This window comes from Pontibacter russatus (assembly GCF_009931655.1).
GTDB classification, from domain to species: Bacteria; Bacteroidota; Bacteroidia; order Cytophagales; family Hymenobacteraceae; genus Pontibacter; species Pontibacter russatus.
In genome coordinates this window covers 2,466,076-2,480,223 of the sequence record NZ_CP047984.1, presented here as the reverse complement: position 1 = coordinate 2,480,223, position 14,148 = coordinate 2,466,076, and the positions used below count along the sequence as shown (strand labels likewise).

15 protein-coding genes are annotated in these 14,148 nt (G+C 57.1%); 6 read left to right on the top strand and 9 right to left on the bottom strand.

Annotated features, from left to right (window positions below; genetic code table 11):
• Positions 1 to 90: 90 nt before the first annotated feature.
• Positions 91 to 1,044 carry an asparagine synthetase A gene (locus GSQ62_RS09910; protein WP_161889348.1) on the bottom strand — a complete coding sequence of 318 codons (954 nt, stop codon included), beginning with the start codon at positions 1,042 to 1,044 and terminating at the stop codon, positions 91 to 93.
• Between the two features lie 164 nt (positions 1,045 to 1,208).
• On the opposite strand from GSQ62_RS09910, the gene GSQ62_RS09905 reads away from it, so the two are divergent.
• Positions 1,209 to 1,664, top strand: a complete 456-nt coding sequence (locus GSQ62_RS09905; protein ID WP_161889347.1) for an Lrp/AsnC ligand binding domain-containing protein — start codon at positions 1,209 to 1,211, stop codon at positions 1,662 to 1,664.
• A 207-nt stretch (positions 1,665 to 1,871) separates the two neighbouring features.
• Here GSQ62_RS09905 and GSQ62_RS09900 read toward each other — a convergent pair whose 3' ends face one another.
• From GSQ62_RS09900 to GSQ62_RS09870, 7 genes are all read right to left on the bottom strand, one after another.
• The gene (locus tag GSQ62_RS09900; RefSeq protein WP_161889346.1) at positions 1,872 to 3,245 is read right to left on the bottom strand and encodes a LutB/LldF family L-lactate oxidation iron-sulfur protein; all 1,374 of its coding nucleotides are present in this window, start codon (positions 3,243 to 3,245) and stop codon (positions 1,872 to 1,874) included.
• Between the two features lie 65 nt (positions 3,246 to 3,310).
• Positions 3,311 to 4,984, bottom strand: a complete 1,674-nt coding sequence (locus tag GSQ62_RS09895) for a M28 family peptidase (protein WP_237587131.1) — start codon at positions 4,982 to 4,984, stop codon at positions 3,311 to 3,313.
• Positions 4,985 to 5,082: 98 nt separating this feature from the next.
• On the bottom strand, positions 5,083 to 5,568 hold the full coding sequence (ispF, locus tag GSQ62_RS09890; RefSeq protein WP_161889344.1) for a 2-C-methyl-D-erythritol 2,4-cyclodiphosphate synthase: 486 nt from the start codon (positions 5,566 to 5,568) through the stop codon (positions 5,083 to 5,085).
• Between the two features lie 208 nt (positions 5,569 to 5,776).
• Complete coding sequence (locus GSQ62_RS09885) at positions 5,777 to 6,874, bottom strand: alkene reductase (RefSeq protein WP_161889343.1); 1,098 nt, start codon at positions 6,872 to 6,874, stop codon at positions 5,777 to 5,779.
• An 88-nt stretch (positions 6,875 to 6,962) separates the two neighbouring features.
• Positions 6,963 to 7,781, bottom strand: coding sequence for an aldo/keto reductase (locus GSQ62_RS09880; RefSeq protein ID WP_161889342.1), 819 nt, complete (start codon positions 7,779 to 7,781; stop codon positions 6,963 to 6,965).
• 60 nt (positions 7,782 to 7,841) lie between these two features.
• Positions 7,842 to 8,291 (bottom strand): MarR family winged helix-turn-helix transcriptional regulator, encoded by a 450-nt coding sequence (locus tag GSQ62_RS09875; protein WP_161889341.1) that lies wholly within the window; start codon positions 8,289 to 8,291, stop codon positions 7,842 to 7,844.
• A gap of 126 nt (positions 8,292 to 8,417) precedes the next feature.
• Complete coding sequence (locus GSQ62_RS09870) at positions 8,418 to 9,680, bottom strand: M16 family metallopeptidase (RefSeq protein WP_161889340.1); 1,263 nt, start codon at positions 9,678 to 9,680, stop codon at positions 8,418 to 8,420.
• A 204-nt stretch (positions 9,681 to 9,884) separates the two neighbouring features.
• Here GSQ62_RS09870 and GSQ62_RS09865 point away from each other — a divergent pair, with 204 nt between their 5' ends.
• The 4 genes from GSQ62_RS09865 to ytxJ are packed head-to-tail and all read left to right on the top strand — an operon-like array spanning position 9,885 to position 12,905.
• A complete protein-coding gene (locus GSQ62_RS09865) occupies positions 9,885 to 11,864 on the top strand; it encodes an alpha-ketoacid dehydrogenase subunit alpha/beta (protein WP_161889339.1) in 1,980 nt (659 codons plus the stop codon).
• Between the two features lie 59 nt (positions 11,865 to 11,923).
• Positions 11,924 to 12,136 (top strand): hypothetical protein, encoded by a 213-nt coding sequence (locus GSQ62_RS09860; protein WP_161889338.1) that lies wholly within the window; start codon positions 11,924 to 11,926, stop codon positions 12,134 to 12,136.
• 40 nt (positions 12,137 to 12,176) lie between these two features.
• Positions 12,177 to 12,536, top strand: a complete 360-nt coding sequence (locus GSQ62_RS09855) for a hypothetical protein (RefSeq protein WP_161889337.1) — start codon at positions 12,177 to 12,179, stop codon at positions 12,534 to 12,536.
• Between the two features lie 27 nt (positions 12,537 to 12,563).
• The gene (ytxJ, locus tag GSQ62_RS09850; RefSeq protein WP_161889336.1) at positions 12,564 to 12,905 is read left to right on the top strand and encodes a bacillithiol system redox-active protein YtxJ; all 342 of its coding nucleotides are present in this window, start codon (positions 12,564 to 12,566) and stop codon (positions 12,903 to 12,905) included.
• Between the two features lie 34 nt (positions 12,906 to 12,939).
• On the opposite strand, the gene GSQ62_RS09845 is transcribed toward ytxJ, so the two are convergent.
• Positions 12,940 to 13,347: an OsmC family protein gene (locus tag GSQ62_RS09845; protein ID WP_161889335.1), complete on the bottom strand. Its 408-nt coding sequence runs from the start codon at positions 13,345 to 13,347 to the stop codon at positions 12,940 to 12,942.
• 68 nt (positions 13,348 to 13,415) lie between these two features.
• Here GSQ62_RS09845 and GSQ62_RS09840 point away from each other — a divergent pair, with 68 nt between their 5' ends.
• Positions 13,416 to 14,147, top strand: a complete 732-nt coding sequence (locus GSQ62_RS09840) for a hypothetical protein (RefSeq protein ID WP_161889334.1) — start codon at positions 13,416 to 13,418, stop codon at positions 14,145 to 14,147.
• Position 14,148: the final 1 nt, after the last annotated feature.

The following is a 14,148-nucleotide window of genomic DNA, read 5'->3' as shown; positions in this document are numbered from 1 at the left end:
GAATAAAAAAGCCCGCTGTGTGGCAGCGGGCTTTTTAAATGCATATATCATATATGCTGGCGCAAGTAAATGCGGCCGTTTGGGTGCAGTTTAGAAAATAGCCTGGGTAAAAGGCTTGCGCGAGAAAACGGTCGCCTCGTTCACATCTTTGAGGCGGCATATAAAGCGCGTCATGCGCTCCACGCCAAAACCGCCGCCGGCAGTCTTGGGCAGGCCGTTCTCTTTGGCTATCTCCAGGTAGTTTTTGAAAATTTCCTCGTTAGTGCCTACCTCGGCCATGCGCTTCTTTATCTGGTTGTACTCGTTCTCGCGCTCCGCGCCAGACAGGCCCTCGCCGAAGCCTTCAGGCCAGATCACGTCATAGTTCAGGTAAGTGCCCGGGCTTTTGGGGTCCTCCTTGTCGTAGAACTCGCGGCGGTGGTTCAGCAGCCAGAACGGGCTGGTGGCCTCCTCTGACTTCAGGTGCTCGTAATCCGGCCCCAGCGCAGCCTCCAACTTCTCGGTGCGGTATACAGGCCACTTCTCGTACTGCGGCAGCAGCTCCCCGCGCAGTTCCAGCAGCAGCTCCGGGAGCTCTTTGTTCAGGCGGTCGAAGATGAAGTTCACCAGCTCCTCCATGAACTCCATCACATAGAAGCGGTCCTTGTTTTTGAACTCGAAGTCTATCTGCGTGAACTCGAACAGGTGGCGGCCGGTGTCGGCGCGGTCCGCGAACTCAAGGCGCACGTTAGGCGAAATGATGTACAGGCTGTTGAGCGCAGGGTTGAGTAAGGCCAGCTGCTTATGGAAAATCATGGACTTGGTGAGGCTCCAGCGCTGCTCGGCATACTGTATGGAGGCATCGACCACCCCGTGGTTCAGTGGGTCTGTGATGGGGGAGAGCATGAGCGGCATAAGCTGCGTCAGTCCCTTCTTGAACATGAATTCATGCGTGGCGCGAACAATACCTTGCTGCACTTGTAGCACTTTTGGTAGAATTGCCCGGCCCAGGTGGCCTAGTGTAGCATCTAGTGCCGTTGACGCTGCTGTTGTTTGTTGCTCCATATTCTTGCTAAATTGGTAAAATATTTACTGTTTGCTATGCACAAAGGTAACAAATATAGTGCTTAGTTATAAAATCAACAAATAGAATTTTTAGCTGTTGTTAGATTTTTAAGAAAATGGTGTTATATTTGCAACTTTGTTAATACTAGCAAGTATAGGAGCATATGAATTATGAAATCGATAATCTGGATAAGCAGATCTTAAGGCTGCTCATGCAGGACGTGACGCGTGCTTATACCGATATCGCGAAGGAGTTGAACGTGTCTGGCGGTACGATACATGTGCGCATGAAGAAACTGAACGAAATGGGCGTGGTGAAGGGGGCGCAACTGCTGATCAACCCCTCGGCCGTAGGGTTCGACATCTGCGCTTTCATTGGGGTTTTTCTGGAGAAAGGCTCCGAGTACAAGGAGGCCGTCGAGCAGATCCGCGCCATTCCGGAGGTGGTGGAACTGCACTACACCACCGGCACCTACAGCATGTTCGCCAAACTTATCTGCCGCGACACCAAGCACCTGCGCGAGGTGCTGAACGAGAAACTGCAGGCCCTGGAAGGCGTGCAGCGCACCGAAACGCTCATCTCGCTGGACGAGAGCATCAGCCGCCAGATTCTGATATAGCCCCAGCGGGGGAGGCTGCCAGGCCTCCTGCTGCTTTCCCGCTTCTTCCGTACCGGCTGCCCGGGTGCGGGCGTTTGCTGTGCAGGCAAGTTTTGATTGCAGCCCTGCCCATATATAAACCACGGGCCAGGCCATACAGAAAAGGCCGTTGCAGGGTTACCTGCGGCGGCCTTTTCTGTATGGCCTCCTATATAGCGGGCTTTTTCTTTATTTCCGTCGCTCTTTCCAAAGCTGGTTAAACGACTTTGGCGGCACGTGCAGCGGTTCGCGGCGTTTGCTCCAGGTGTCTTTCAGCACCTGCTTCAGCACGAAGTTCTTGGCAAAGGCCGGGGCCAGGTTCAGCAGCGTGCGGCTCTTCATCGCCTTCAGCCAGAACTTAAACGCTGTGGTCTCCTGCTTGTCGGCCAGCCCCTCGTCCACGCTTTGCTTGCGGTTCAGCAGCAGCAGGTTGTGGATGTTTATCTTGACCGGGCACACCGAGGTGCAGGCCCCGCAAAGGGAACTGGCGAAGCTCAGGTGTTTGTGCTCGGCCATGCCGTTGTAATGCGGTGTGATCACGGAGCCGATAGGGCCGCTGTACGTGCTCTCGTAGGTATGGCCGCCGATGTTTTTGTAGACCGGGCACACATTGAGGCAGGCGCCGCAGCGGATGCAGTTCAGGGCCTCACGCTTCTCGGGCAGCGCCAGCAGGTCGGTGCGGCCATTGTCGAGCAGCACCACGTACATCTCCTCCGGGCCGTCTTTCTCTTTCGGCTGGCGCGGCCCCGTCAGGATGGTGTTGTAGATGGTCACGTTCTGGCCGGTGCCGCTGGTGCTCAGGAGCGGCCAGAACAGGTCCAGGTCCATGATAGACGGAATCATCTTCTCGATGCCCACAATGGCGATGTGCGTTCTGGGGAAGGTGGTGGAGAGGCGGGCGTTGCCCTCGTTCTCCGTCACGGCGATGCCGCCCACGTCGGCAATCAGGAAGTTGCCCCCCGTGATGCCCACCTCGGCGGCGGTGTACTTCTCGCGCAGCAGCTTGCGGGCCACGGCCACCAGTTCCTCGGCGTTGTCGGTGGGCGGGATGCCGAGCTTGCGCACGAACAGGTCCGAGATGTCTTTTTTGGACATGTGCATGGCCGGCGTCACGATGTGGTAGGGCCGCTGCTCGGCCAACTGCACGATGTACTCGCCCAGATCGGTTTCCACCGTTTCGATGCCGTTCTTCTCGAGGTACTCGTTCAGGTGTATCTCCTCCGTCGTCATCGATTTGGACTTTACCACCGAGCGGGCACGCTTGCGCTTCATGATCTCACCGATCTCCTTCAGCGCCTCCTGCGCGTCGCGGGCCCATATCACCTTGCCGCCCCGGGCCGTGAAGTTGGCCTCGAACTCCATCAGGTACTTGTCGAGGTTGTTGATGGCGTTGGTTTTTATGAAAGAGCCGCGCTCGCGGGCCAGCTCGTGGTCGGTGTACTGGGTAAGGCCGCGCTGCACAGCGGCATTGTACTTGCCGATGTTGAAGCGGATGGTGGCGCGGTGGCCCTGGTCGAAGGACTTTGCCTCTGCATCCAGCAGAAACTGTTTCAGTTTACTCATACTGTTGGAATTACGAATTACGAGTTCCGAGTTGGAATCCAAAACTCCGAACTCGTAATTCAAAACTATTTCTTGTTGCTGTCCACCACGATGCGGTTCTCGCGGTTGGCCAGCTCCCAGGCCACGTGGAACGCCAGCCTTGCCACCTTCTCGGCGCTCTCAAAAATTATCTTGTCCACCTCGTCGGAGGGCTGGTGGTAATCTTCGTGTACGCCGTTGAAGTAGAACACGATCGGGATGCCGTGCTTGGCGAAGTTGTAGTGGTCGGAGCGGTAGTAGAAGCGGTTCGGGTCGTTCTCATCGTTGTAAGTGTAGTCGAGCTCCAGGTGTACGTACTTCCCGTTCATCGCCTCGTTTATCTCGTGCAGTTCCGAAGATAGCTTGTCGGCCCCGATGGAGTAGATGTAGTTGCTGTTGTTGGTTTTCTCATGCTCCGTGTCCATGCGGCCGATCATGTCGATGTTGATGTCGGCCACTGTGTTCTCCAGCGGGAAGACCGGGTTTGCGGAGTAATACTCCGAGCCCAGCAGGCCTTTCTCCTCGGCCGTCACGGTCATGAACAGCACGCTGCGGCGCGGCCCGTAGCCGTCTTTCTTGGCCTGGGCAAACGCCTCGGCTATTTCTATGACCGCCACCGTGCCCGAGCCGTCGTCGTTGGCGCCGTTATATATCTGGTCGCCCTGCAGGGTGGTGTCCATCCCCACATGGTCGTAATGCGCCGTCAGCACCACTACCTCGTCCTTTTTGTCGGTGCCCTCTATATAGCCCAGCACGTTCTCGGTTGGCAGCGGGTCAGATATGCGCTCCGTCATGATCTTGGCGTCCTTGGCGGCGGTGAAGCTGGCTGCAACGGGCTTACCGGCCGTGGCCACCTGCTTGTTGTAGTTCAGGAGCTTCTCGGTGGTGGTGCTCAGCAAGGCCGCGCCCGCCACCGGCGATATAAAGATGGTGGCTGCGGATGGGTTTTCGGCGCTGCTCTTCAAGCCAAGGGACGGGCGGTTGGCATAGGCCTTGTAGCGCTGCGTCAGACTGTTGAACTCGCCTGGGTTGGTGCCCGTCACAATCATCACGGCTTTGGCGCCGTGCTCGGTGGCGGCGTTGCGCTTGGTGCGGTAGTCGTTGCCCCAGTCGGAGGCTTTGCCGGTGCCGCTCACCAGGTAATTCCCATCAGCTCCTTTGGGCTCCCCGGCCAGCACCACCAGCACTTTTCCCTCTGCATCCAGGTTGGTGTAGTCCGAGTAGTTGGCGTCATCAATCCCGTACCCGGCAAACACCACGTCCACGGCCTGCTCGGTCTGGAAAGGAGTGTTGCCCAGCACGAAGAAATCCTTCATCATCAGGTATTTCTCCTCCCCAACGGTCATATAGCCATCGCCCCACATGCTCTTTTCCAATTCGAAAGTCTGGTAGTAGGGGTTGGCAGAATTAGTTTTGACAGGCCCGGCCAGGCCGTCTTCGCGGAACTCGCGGGAAATATACTCGGCTGCCATTTTCTGGCCTTTCTCGCCGGTGTTGCGGCCTTCGTACTCATCCGAGGCCAGGATGGTGAGGTGCCTGGAAAGGTCGGCGGCGGTGACGGTAGCGGCGTATTTCGGCGCGGCTTCGCTGAGCGCGGCTGTGTCGGTCACGATGGCGGGTGTGCTGGTTTCGGTGGTGGAGGTAGTGGAAGTTGCGGGCGTCTTGGCGCAGCCAAACCCGAGGGCGGCCAGCAGCACGTAACCATAAATGTATCGCTTCATATATACCATTGGTTGGATAAGGTGTTTGTTTCACATCGCCGCGCCAAGCGAAAGGTAAAGGCGCAGGTACAGGGGTGTCGGGAGCGGTGCCCCGTTACCTACTGCTTTTGTATCAAAACAGTTGCAAAAGCGGCCACCCCTTCCTTTTTGCCCACAAAGCCCAAGTGCTCGGTGGTGGTGGCCTTGATGGAGATATCCTCTTCCGGGATGCCCATCACCTCTGCCAGGCATGTTTTCATGGCCGGGATATGGGGGTTCACCTTCGGCTCCTGCAGGCAGACGGTGGAGTCGATGTTTCCGATTTCGTAGCCTTCCAGCGCCAGCAGGTGTACCACCTCCCGCAGCAGGATTTTGCTGTCGATGCCCTTGTACTTGGGGTCTTTGTCGGAGAAGTGGAAGCCGATGTCGCGCATGTTCGCCGCGCCCAGCAGGGCATCGCAAATCACGTGGATGAGCACATCGGCGTCGGAGTGCCCGAGCGCCCCGTGCGTGTGCGGCACCCGGATGCCGCCGAGCCAGAAATCAAGCCCTTCCTGCAACTGGTGTACATCGTAGCCGAAGCCGGTTCTTATTTTCAGTTTCATAGTTGTACGCTTGCTTTAAGCCGCTCGCGCCGCCCTTCAGCGGCAGGATGCAAAAAGTAAAAGTAGCTTAATTTGTGCTGAAATAGGTAAACATTGCCTTGTTTTTGATACATAAAGCTTTGCCCTGCGCCCGCACTTGCCACAAACGAAACAGCCAGCCGCCTCTTGCGGCGGCTGGCTGTTTTGCTGGGCCATATATAACGCAGGCTTATGCTTCTGCCAGCGATGGGTAATCTATATAGCCTTTCACACCTGGTGCGTAGAAGGTGTTTTGGTCGGCCGCCTGCAGCTCCGCGTTTTGGGCGAAGCGCTCCGGCAGGTCCGGGTTGGCGATAAACGGCACCCCGAAGGCCACCATGTCCGCATCGCCTGCCTCGATCACCTCGTTTCCTTTTTCCTGCGTAAAGCCGCCGTTGATCATCAGGTTGCCTTTATATACAGGGCGATAGCGTTTGGCTATATGTGGCTCTATAAACGGCACCTCGTACGTAGCGGGCGAAGCCTCCGTCAGGTGCAGGTACGCCAGTTGGTAGTTGTTCAGCCTCTCAATGATATAGTCGTAGGTCGGGATGGTGTCCTCGTTCACGGTAATGCCGAAGCCTCCGTGCAGGCTCGGGTTCAGGCGGATGCCGATGCGCTCTACCGGAACGGCTTCCTTCACCGCCTCCAGCACCTCGAACAGGATGCGCGCCCGGTTCTCTTTGGAGCCGCCATATGCATCGGTGCGCACGTTGGCGGTGCTCACAAAGAACTGGTGCAGCAGGTAGCCGTTGGAGGCGTGTATCTCCACCCCGTCGAAGCCTGCGGCCATGGCATTCTTCGCCGCTTTTCTGTAGTCCTGCACAATCTGCCTGATTTCAGGCACGGTCAGCTCGCGCGGCGTAACCGTGTCCTTGAAGCCCTGGGGCGTGAAAGACTTGGCGTTCGGGTTGATGGCGGAAGGAGCCACGGGCAAGTCGCCGCCCTGGAAATCGGGGTGCGACATGCGGCCTACGTGCCACAACTGCAGGAAGATTTTGCCGCCTTCGGCGTGTACGGCCTCCGTTACTTTCTTCCAGCCTGCCACCTGCTCTTCGGTATAGATGCCGGGTGTGTTTATATATCCTTCCGCCTGCTTCGAAATCTGTGAACCCTCCGTGATGATGAGTCCTGCGCCGGCGCGCTGCGTGTAATAGGTCACCATGATGTCGTTGGGCACATTGCCTGCGTTGTCGGCGCGGCTTCGCGTCATCGGGGCCATGATGACCCGGTTCTTCAACTCCAGGTCGTGTAGTGTTATCGGTTTTAATAGTGGTTGCTTTTCCATTTGTCAGTTATCATTTATCAAGTATCAGCAGGGTACCTCTCGGTAACGCAACTATTCAGTTATTCAAAATTCTTTATTCAAAATTGCCTCAGTCCCAGGCCGGGGCCCAGGCGGGATGCACGAGGCGCGTGTTCTCCTGCTTCAGCCTGTCAATCTGCTGTACCTCCCCGGGCGTCAGCTCAAAATCGAAGACATCGAAGTTGGATCGCATATGGCTTTCCTTCGAAGACCTCGGAATGGCCAGCACCCCGTCCTGCTGCAGGAGCCAGCGGAGCGCGATTTGCACCTCGTTCTTGCCGTGTTTCTCCCCGATGCTTTTTAAAGTAGCGTTGCCCATCACTTTTCCCTGGGCAATCGGGCTGTAGGCCGTCAGGGTCAGGTCGTGGGCGCGCAGGTAATGGTATAGCTTGTCCTGGTTGAGGAAAGGGTGGTACTCCACCTGGTTCGTGATGATGTTGGCGCCCGTGGCCAGGACCTTGTCGAGCAGCGCCGTAGTATGGTTGCTCACGCCGATATGTTTAGCGTAACCCTTTTCCTGCGCCTTCACCAGCTCGCCTGTATATTCTTCCACAGGCACTTCCGCATTGGGCCAGTGAATCAGCAGCAGGTCCACGTAGTCTGTCTTCAGCTTTTGCAGGCTCTCCTCCACCGAGAGCAGAAAGGTCTTTTTTGCGAGGTTGGAAGGTAGCACCTTCGTCGTCAGGAAAACCTCTTCACGGGCCACCGTTGCTTCTTTGATGGCTGCGCCTACAGCCTCCTCGTTCCGGTACATCTGGGCGGTGTCTATGTGGCGGTAGCCGGTGGCAAGGGCGGCGGTCACCAGTTCGTGGGCTGTTTCTTCCTCCAGTTGGTAAGTGCCGAAGCCAAGCGCCGGTATGGTGGCGTCTTTTATCTGAATGTCTTTCATAGTCAGTTATTTAGGTTTGTACATTACTTGTATATACAAATATATAGGTAAAAAAGCAGATTATCCGCGCAGCTTGTCCAGCAGGTTGCTTGCCAAAACGGCTTCCTCCTGTGTCAGGTTGTGCAGCTTGGCAAAGAGCTTCGGGAAGTTGTCATCCACCTGCTGCAGCTTGCGCAGCCCCGGTTCCGTGATGCGCACCTCAATCATGCGGCGGTTGAACGGGCAGATGTCGCGGGTCACGTAGCCCTTCTCTATCAGCTTGTCAATCAGGCGCGTCACGTTGGAGTTGCGGTCCACCATCCGGTTCTGGATGTCGCCGAAGCATACGGGTTCGGGATGCTGCCCGCGCAGGATGGCCAGTACATTGTGCTGCTGCAGCGTCAGGCCCAGGTCTTTGAAGAAAGGCATGAGCTGCTGGTTCAGCCAGTTATTGGTGAACAGCAGGTTTGTCAGCAGGCGGCGGTAGTCATCCTTGAACTCCCTCTGATGTATTTCGTCTTCTATGCGCATGACGTCATTTGTGCGTACAAAGGTACGGATAATGTTTGTATATACAAACTTTGGGTGTATAAGGTTGCGGGATGTACACTGTCTGAATCAGGATTGGCAGGATGCTTTCATCCTGCCAATCCTGATTCAGACAGCCTCCGCCTTTGCCTTCTTTTTCTCTGCTTTATATAGCAGGGTAGAGCAGTTGTTCGGGTCCAGCACTTCCTTGGCGCAGCGCAGGATATCCTGCGGCGTCACGGCCTGCACCTTCTCGCCCTCCTGGTTGATGAGGTTGGTATCGCCGAGCAGCTTGCAGTAGGCCAGGTTCATGGCGCGGTTCAGCAGCTCGATCTCCGAGAACACGATAGACGTCTCCGCCTGGTTCTTCACCTTGTTCAGTTCCTCCTCGTCCACCAGTCGCTCCATCAGTTCCCGGTTCACGGCCTCGATGGCCGCATTGGCCTCCCGCAGGTCCACGCCTTCGTTCAGCTTGCCCTGTATCACCAGCAGCCCGCGTTCCACCGAGCCGGAAACCGATGCCGAGATAGAGTTGAACAGCTTCTGCTCCTTCACCAGCTTCTCATATAGCCTGCTCGACTTCCCCCTGCCCAGGATGTCGCTGACCAGGTCCACGGCGTAGTAGTCGGCCTCGGTGCGGGCGGGCATATGGTAGGCTTTATATATGGCGCTCAGCGGCACGTCGGCGCTTGTCTCCAGCACGCGCGGCTCCGTTTGCTTTGGCTCCTTCGGGTTGTTGCGCACATATCGCTCTCCGGCAGGAATCGGCCCAAACCATTTCTCGGCCAGTTCTTTTGCCCGTTCAAACGTCACGTTGCCCGCCACCACCAAAATGGCATTGCTCGGAGAGTAGTGCTTCCGGAAGAAACCCTTCACGATGTCCATCGTCGCCTCTTCTATATGAGAGATTTCCTTGCCGATGGTCGCCCATTTGTACGGGTGCTCCTTGTAGGCCAGCGGGCGCAGTTTCAACCACACGTCGCCGTACGGCTGGTTCAGGTAGTTCTGCTTAAACTCCTCTACCACCACCTTGCGCTGCACCTCCAGGCCGTTCTCGCTGAAAGCCAGTTCCAGCATGCGGTCCGACTCCAGCCAAAAGCCCGTCTCGATGTTCTGCGCCGGGAGCGACAGGTAATAGTTGGTGATGTCGGGGCTGGTGAAGGCATTGTTCTCGCCGCCCACGCGCTGCAGGGGCTCGTCATATACCGGTATGTTTTTGGAGCCGCTGAACATCAGGTGCTCAAACAGGTGCGCGAAACCGGTATGGGCCTCTTCTTCATCCCGGGAGCCTACGTCATACAGCACGTTCAGCACCGCCATGGGACTGGTGTGGTCTTCGTGCACGATCACGCGCAGGCCGTTGCCAAGGGTAAATTCTTTGAAGTCTATCATGTTTTTGAATGGACGCAGGACACAGGATATGAGACACAAGACTATCAAGAAAGAAATCTTGCTTCATCCATATATAAGTCTTGTGTCCTGAGTCTAACGTCTTGTGTCTAAATTTCAACAAAATTAAAAATTAGCGGCATAAATTTCAGGTCATGCGCTGATATAGTAACTTGCCACATTACCACAAGGTTTCTTTTTTCAGAGATGAACTACAATCGCAAGGACTATACCGAGGACGAACTGATCAGCCTGTACCGCGCCATCCTGAAGCCGCGCCTGATTGAGGAGCGCATGCTGGTGCTGCTGCGACAAGGCAAGGTGAGCAAGTGGTTTTCGGGCATCGGTCAGGAGGCCATATCCGTCGGGTCGGCGCTGGCTTTGGAGAAAGACGAATACATCCTGCCGCTGCACCGCAACCTGGGCGTTTTCACGAGCCGCGAGGTGCCGCTGGACAGGCTGTTTGCCCAGTTTCAGGGCAAGGAAACCGGCTTCACCAAGGGCCGCGACCGCTCCTTCCACTTCGGCAGCAACGAGCACCATATTGTAGGCATGATATCGCACCTGGGGCCGCAGCTGGCTGTAGCCGATGGCATTGCGCTGGCTGACCTGCTGGAGAAAAAAGAGAAAGTGACGCTGGTGTTCAGCGGCGATGGCGGGGCCTCGGAGGGCGATTTCCACGAGGCGCTGAACGTGGCGGCGGTGTGGGGCCTGCCGGTTATTTTTATGATTGAGAACAACGGCTACGGCTTGTCCACGCCGAGCAGCGAGCAGTTTAAGTTCGGGCAGTTCATCGACAAAGGCCCGGCCTACGGCATCGATGCGCTGCAGGTGGACGGCAACAACATCATAGAGGTGTACCATACCGTGCGGCAGGCGGCGGCCAGTATCCGCAAGAACCCGCGCCCGATGCTGATCGAGGCCATCACCTTTAGGATGCGCGGCCACGAAGAAGCCAGCGGCACCAAATACGTGCCGCAGGAGCTGTTTGAGAAATGGGCGAAGAAAGACCCGGTGGAGAACTTTGAAAAGTACCTGCTGGACGAGGTGATCCTGACGCAGAAGGTGATGGAAAATATCAAAGCGGAGCTGAGAACCGAGATAGAAAACGGTTTACAGGCCGCCTTTGCCGCGCCCATGCCCGCAGCCAACCCGCAGCAAGAGTTGGAGGATATGTACAAGCCTTTCGACCAGGAGGTCATCCAGCCCGCTTCAGAAGCGAAAACGGAGCGCCGTTTCGTGGATGCCATATCGGATGCTTTGCGCCAGAGCATGGAGCGCTACCCGGAACTGGTGCTGATGGGCCAGGACATTGCCGAATACGGCGGCGTGTTCAAAGTGACGGAAGGCTTCGTAGACCAGTTCGGCAAAGAGCGCGTGCGTAATACCTCACTTTGCGAGTCGGCCATACTGGGCGTGGGGCTGGGCATGTCGGTGCGGCAGAAAAAGAGCATGGTGGAGATGCAGTTCGCGGACTTTGTGAGCGCGGGCTTCAGCCAGATCGTGAACAACCTGGCCAAGAGCCATTACCGCTGGGGCCAGCACGCCGATGTGGTGGTGCGCATGCCGACAGGGGCGGGCGCGGCGGCAGGCCCGTTCCATTCGCAGAGCAACGAAGCGTGGTTTTTCCACACCCCCGGCCTCAAAGTGGTGTACCCTTCCTCGCCCTACGATGCCAAAGGCCTGCTGAACGCCGCCATCGAAGACCCGAACCCGGTGCTATATTTCGAGCACAAGCTGCTGTACCGCGCCATTTCGCAGGAGATACCCGATGCTTATTATACCGTGGAGATAGGCAAGGCCCGCACCGTGGCAGAAGGAGATGACCTCACCATCATCACCTACGGCATGGGCGTGCATTGGGCGCAGCAGCTGCAACAGGAGCTAGCTGATGCCAGCCTATATATACTGGACCTGCGCTCGCTGCTGCCCTGGGACAAAGAGGCCGTGCGCGCCGCGGTGGACAGGACAGGCCGTGTACTGATTTTGCACGAGGATACGTTAACAGGAGGCATAGGCGGGGAGATTAGTGCCTGGATTGGCGAGCACTGCTTTGAGTTGCTGGACGCCCCCGTGGCCCGCGTCGCCAGCCTCGACACGGCCGTGCCCTTTGCGCCGCCGCTGGAGCAGGAGTTTCTGCCCAAGCAGCGCCTCCGCCAGAAAGTTGAGGAAATGTTGGCCTATTAAGCTATAATTTACTTAATATTATATATAAGCTATATAAGAACTTTTAAAACCAAAGCCTCATGCGCACCCTATGCCCCCTTCTCCTAACCGCCTTTTGCCTGACACTGGTGCTGGGCAGCGGCTGCCAGCGCAAGGGCATTCCCTGCCCCAAGCCCACCGGCAAGCGCAACCGCGTGAAGATGGAGACACAGGGAGGACAGGGGTTCGAGGCCGTGAAAGTGCCCACCGACAAGAATGGAAGGGTGAAGAAAGGAGGCTGGCATATATGGTAGGCAGGGGAAACTACTTTTTTCAGGAGGAGTATAATCTCTTATGATGGGGAAGGCAGGAGAAGGCGCATACACCAGGAAAGTGGCGAAAACAGCGCTGCTATGCCTGACGCTGCTCCTGTTTCTGGCGCTGCCGGGCTACGCGCAGATCAGCTTTACGGCGCACGAGCGGCACGAGCGGGAAATGCGCAAATCGCTGAAAGAGGCAGAGCAGGCCGATCCTGTCTACAAAGAGACGCACCTCAACACCAACGCCTATACTTTCCGGAAGGGAGCGGCGGCCCGCAAGCGGCTAAAGCAGGACGAACGGTCCGTTTACAGGTTTAACGACAGCGGCAAACCTGTGAAGCGGGCCTGGATCTTCAAAAAGCGAAAGCACAAGCGGGAAAAGAAAAGCAATTAACCGAACGACGAGAAAGGATATTTATATATGAACTGGCATCCGCTTACAAGCACAGAGCAGTTGGACGAAGTAATCGCAGAATCGAAAGAGACGCCGGTGGTGATTTTCAAGCACAGCACCTCCTGCTCCATCAGCGCCACCGCCAAAAGCCGCATTGAGCGGCAGTGGGACGGTGCCGGGTTGGACCACGTGAAGGCCTACTACCTGGACCTGCTGCGCTACCGCCCCGTGTCGAACGAAGTGGCCGAGGTGCTGCACGTGCAGCACCAGTCGCCGCAGCTGCTGCTGGTGCAGGACGGCGTGTGTACCTACGACGCCTCCCATATGGGCATCGGGGTGGACGCCGTGAAGAAAAAAGTGGCGGCGTAGCGGTTATATATACTGCCGCCGCGCCGCCGGGCGTTTAGTATTGGAAGCTGATGGTCTGCTTTACGTCCGGGTGCAGGCTGAGGGCCACCGGGCAGGTGCGGGCGGCGTTCTCCAGCATCGCCTTCTCCTTGTCGGAGTAGGTTTTGCCGGCGGGCATGGTAAAGTGCAGCACCACCTCGGCGATGCGCCGGGGTTCCGCGGCCATTATCTTTGTTATCTCGATGCCCATGCCGTCGATGTCGATGTCGGCGCGGTTGGCCACGATGCCCATGATGGTCATCATGCAGGAGCCCAGGGCGGCGCTCACCAGGTCGGTGGGCGAGAAAGCCTCGCCCTTGCCGTTGTTGTCGACGGGGGCGTCGGTGATGATGGTGTTGCCGGAGGCGAGGTGCCGGGCAGCAGTGCGCAAGTCCCCCTTGTACGTGCTTTTTATGGTAGCCATAGGTATAAACTCTGTTTTTGAAATCAGCGTAAAGTTACGTAGTTTTATATAATCTAAAACACACATCCTTGGTCCGACCCCTTATACTGCTGCTTGCTTTCGCGCTGCTGGCGGCCGCCCCGGCCACAGCCCAGTCCGAGGAAGATGAGAGCTTCCAGAACGAGCTGAGCTACGGTGTCAACTTCAACTCCAACGGCGGCCTGATTGGCGGAGCCTTTGTCCGCTCCTCTTATTATATGAGCGACCGGATGTACCAGTTTGGCGGCCTGGAGATAGTGGAGGTGAAGCACCCGAAGGAAAACCGCGAATTCAGCCCCCTCTCGGGCGAGGCCTTTGTGTACGGCAAGCAGAACTACCTCTTTGTGGTGCGGCCGCGCTATGGCCGCGAGCTGGTGCTGTTCAAGAAGGCGCCTGAGTCGGGGGTGCAGGTGAATGCGCTGGCGGCAGTGGGCCCGTCGCTCGGCCTGCTCGTGCCTTACTATATAGATTACAACTACGGGGGCCAGGGCACCAGCATCCGCACCGAGCAGTACGACCCCAGCAAGCACCTGGACCGCGACTACATCATGGGCAGCGACAACGTGTTCAGGGGGCTGGGCGAGATGAAGCTGAAGCCGGGAGTGCATCTGAAGGCGGGCCTCAGCTTTGAGTACGGCCGCTACCGCGAGAGCATCGCGGGCATTGAGGTGGGCTTTGTGGTGGAGCGATTTGCCAGCACGCCCATCATCATCCCCAACGCCAGCAACAAAAAGACCTTCACCTCGGTGTACCTCAACCTCTATTACGGCAGCCGCGAGTAAG

What these genes read in the sequence shown, in the direction of transcription:
- GSQ62_RS09865 (WP_161889339.1), top strand. Translation starts at nt 9,885, where the DNA reads ATGAACTACAATCGCAAGGACTATACCGAGGACGAACTGATCAGCCTG.
- GSQ62_RS09910 (WP_161889348.1), bottom strand. Translation starts at nt 1,044, where the DNA reads ATGGAGCAACAAACAACAGCAGCGTCAACGGCACTAGATGCTACACTA.
- GSQ62_RS09880 (WP_161889342.1), bottom strand. Translation starts at nt 7,781, where the DNA reads ATGAAAGACATTCAGATAAAAGACGCCACCATACCGGCGCTTGGCTTC.
- GSQ62_RS09905 (WP_161889347.1), top strand. Translation starts at nt 1,209, where the DNA reads ATGAATTATGAAATCGATAATCTGGATAAGCAGATCTTAAGGCTGCTC.
- GSQ62_RS09860 (WP_161889338.1), top strand. Translation starts at nt 11,924, where the DNA reads ATGCGCACCCTATGCCCCCTTCTCCTAACCGCCTTTTGCCTGACACTG.
- GSQ62_RS09855 (WP_161889337.1), top strand. Translation starts at nt 12,177, where the DNA reads ATGATGGGGAAGGCAGGAGAAGGCGCATACACCAGGAAAGTGGCGAAA.
- GSQ62_RS09895 (WP_237587131.1), bottom strand. Translation starts at nt 4,984, where the DNA reads ATGAAGCGATACATTTATGGTTACGTGCTGCTGGCCGCCCTCGGGTTT.
- ytxJ (WP_161889336.1), top strand. Translation starts at nt 12,564, where the DNA reads ATGAACTGGCATCCGCTTACAAGCACAGAGCAGTTGGACGAAGTAATC.
- GSQ62_RS09845 (WP_161889335.1), bottom strand. Translation starts at nt 13,347, where the DNA reads ATGGCTACCATAAAAAGCACGTACAAGGGGGACTTGCGCACTGCTGCC.
- GSQ62_RS09885 (WP_161889343.1), bottom strand. Translation starts at nt 6,874, where the DNA reads ATGGAAAAGCAACCACTATTAAAACCGATAACACTACACGACCTGGAG.
- GSQ62_RS09900 (WP_161889346.1), bottom strand. Translation starts at nt 3,245, where the DNA reads ATGAGTAAACTGAAACAGTTTCTGCTGGATGCAGAGGCAAAGTCCTTC.
- GSQ62_RS09870 (WP_161889340.1), bottom strand. Translation starts at nt 9,680, where the DNA reads ATGATAGACTTCAAAGAATTTACCCTTGGCAACGGCCTGCGCGTGATC.
- GSQ62_RS09875 (WP_161889341.1), bottom strand. Translation starts at nt 8,291, where the DNA reads ATGCGCATAGAAGACGAAATACATCAGAGGGAGTTCAAGGATGACTAC.
- ispF (WP_161889344.1), bottom strand. Translation starts at nt 5,568, where the DNA reads ATGAAACTGAAAATAAGAACCGGCTTCGGCTACGATGTACACCAGTTG.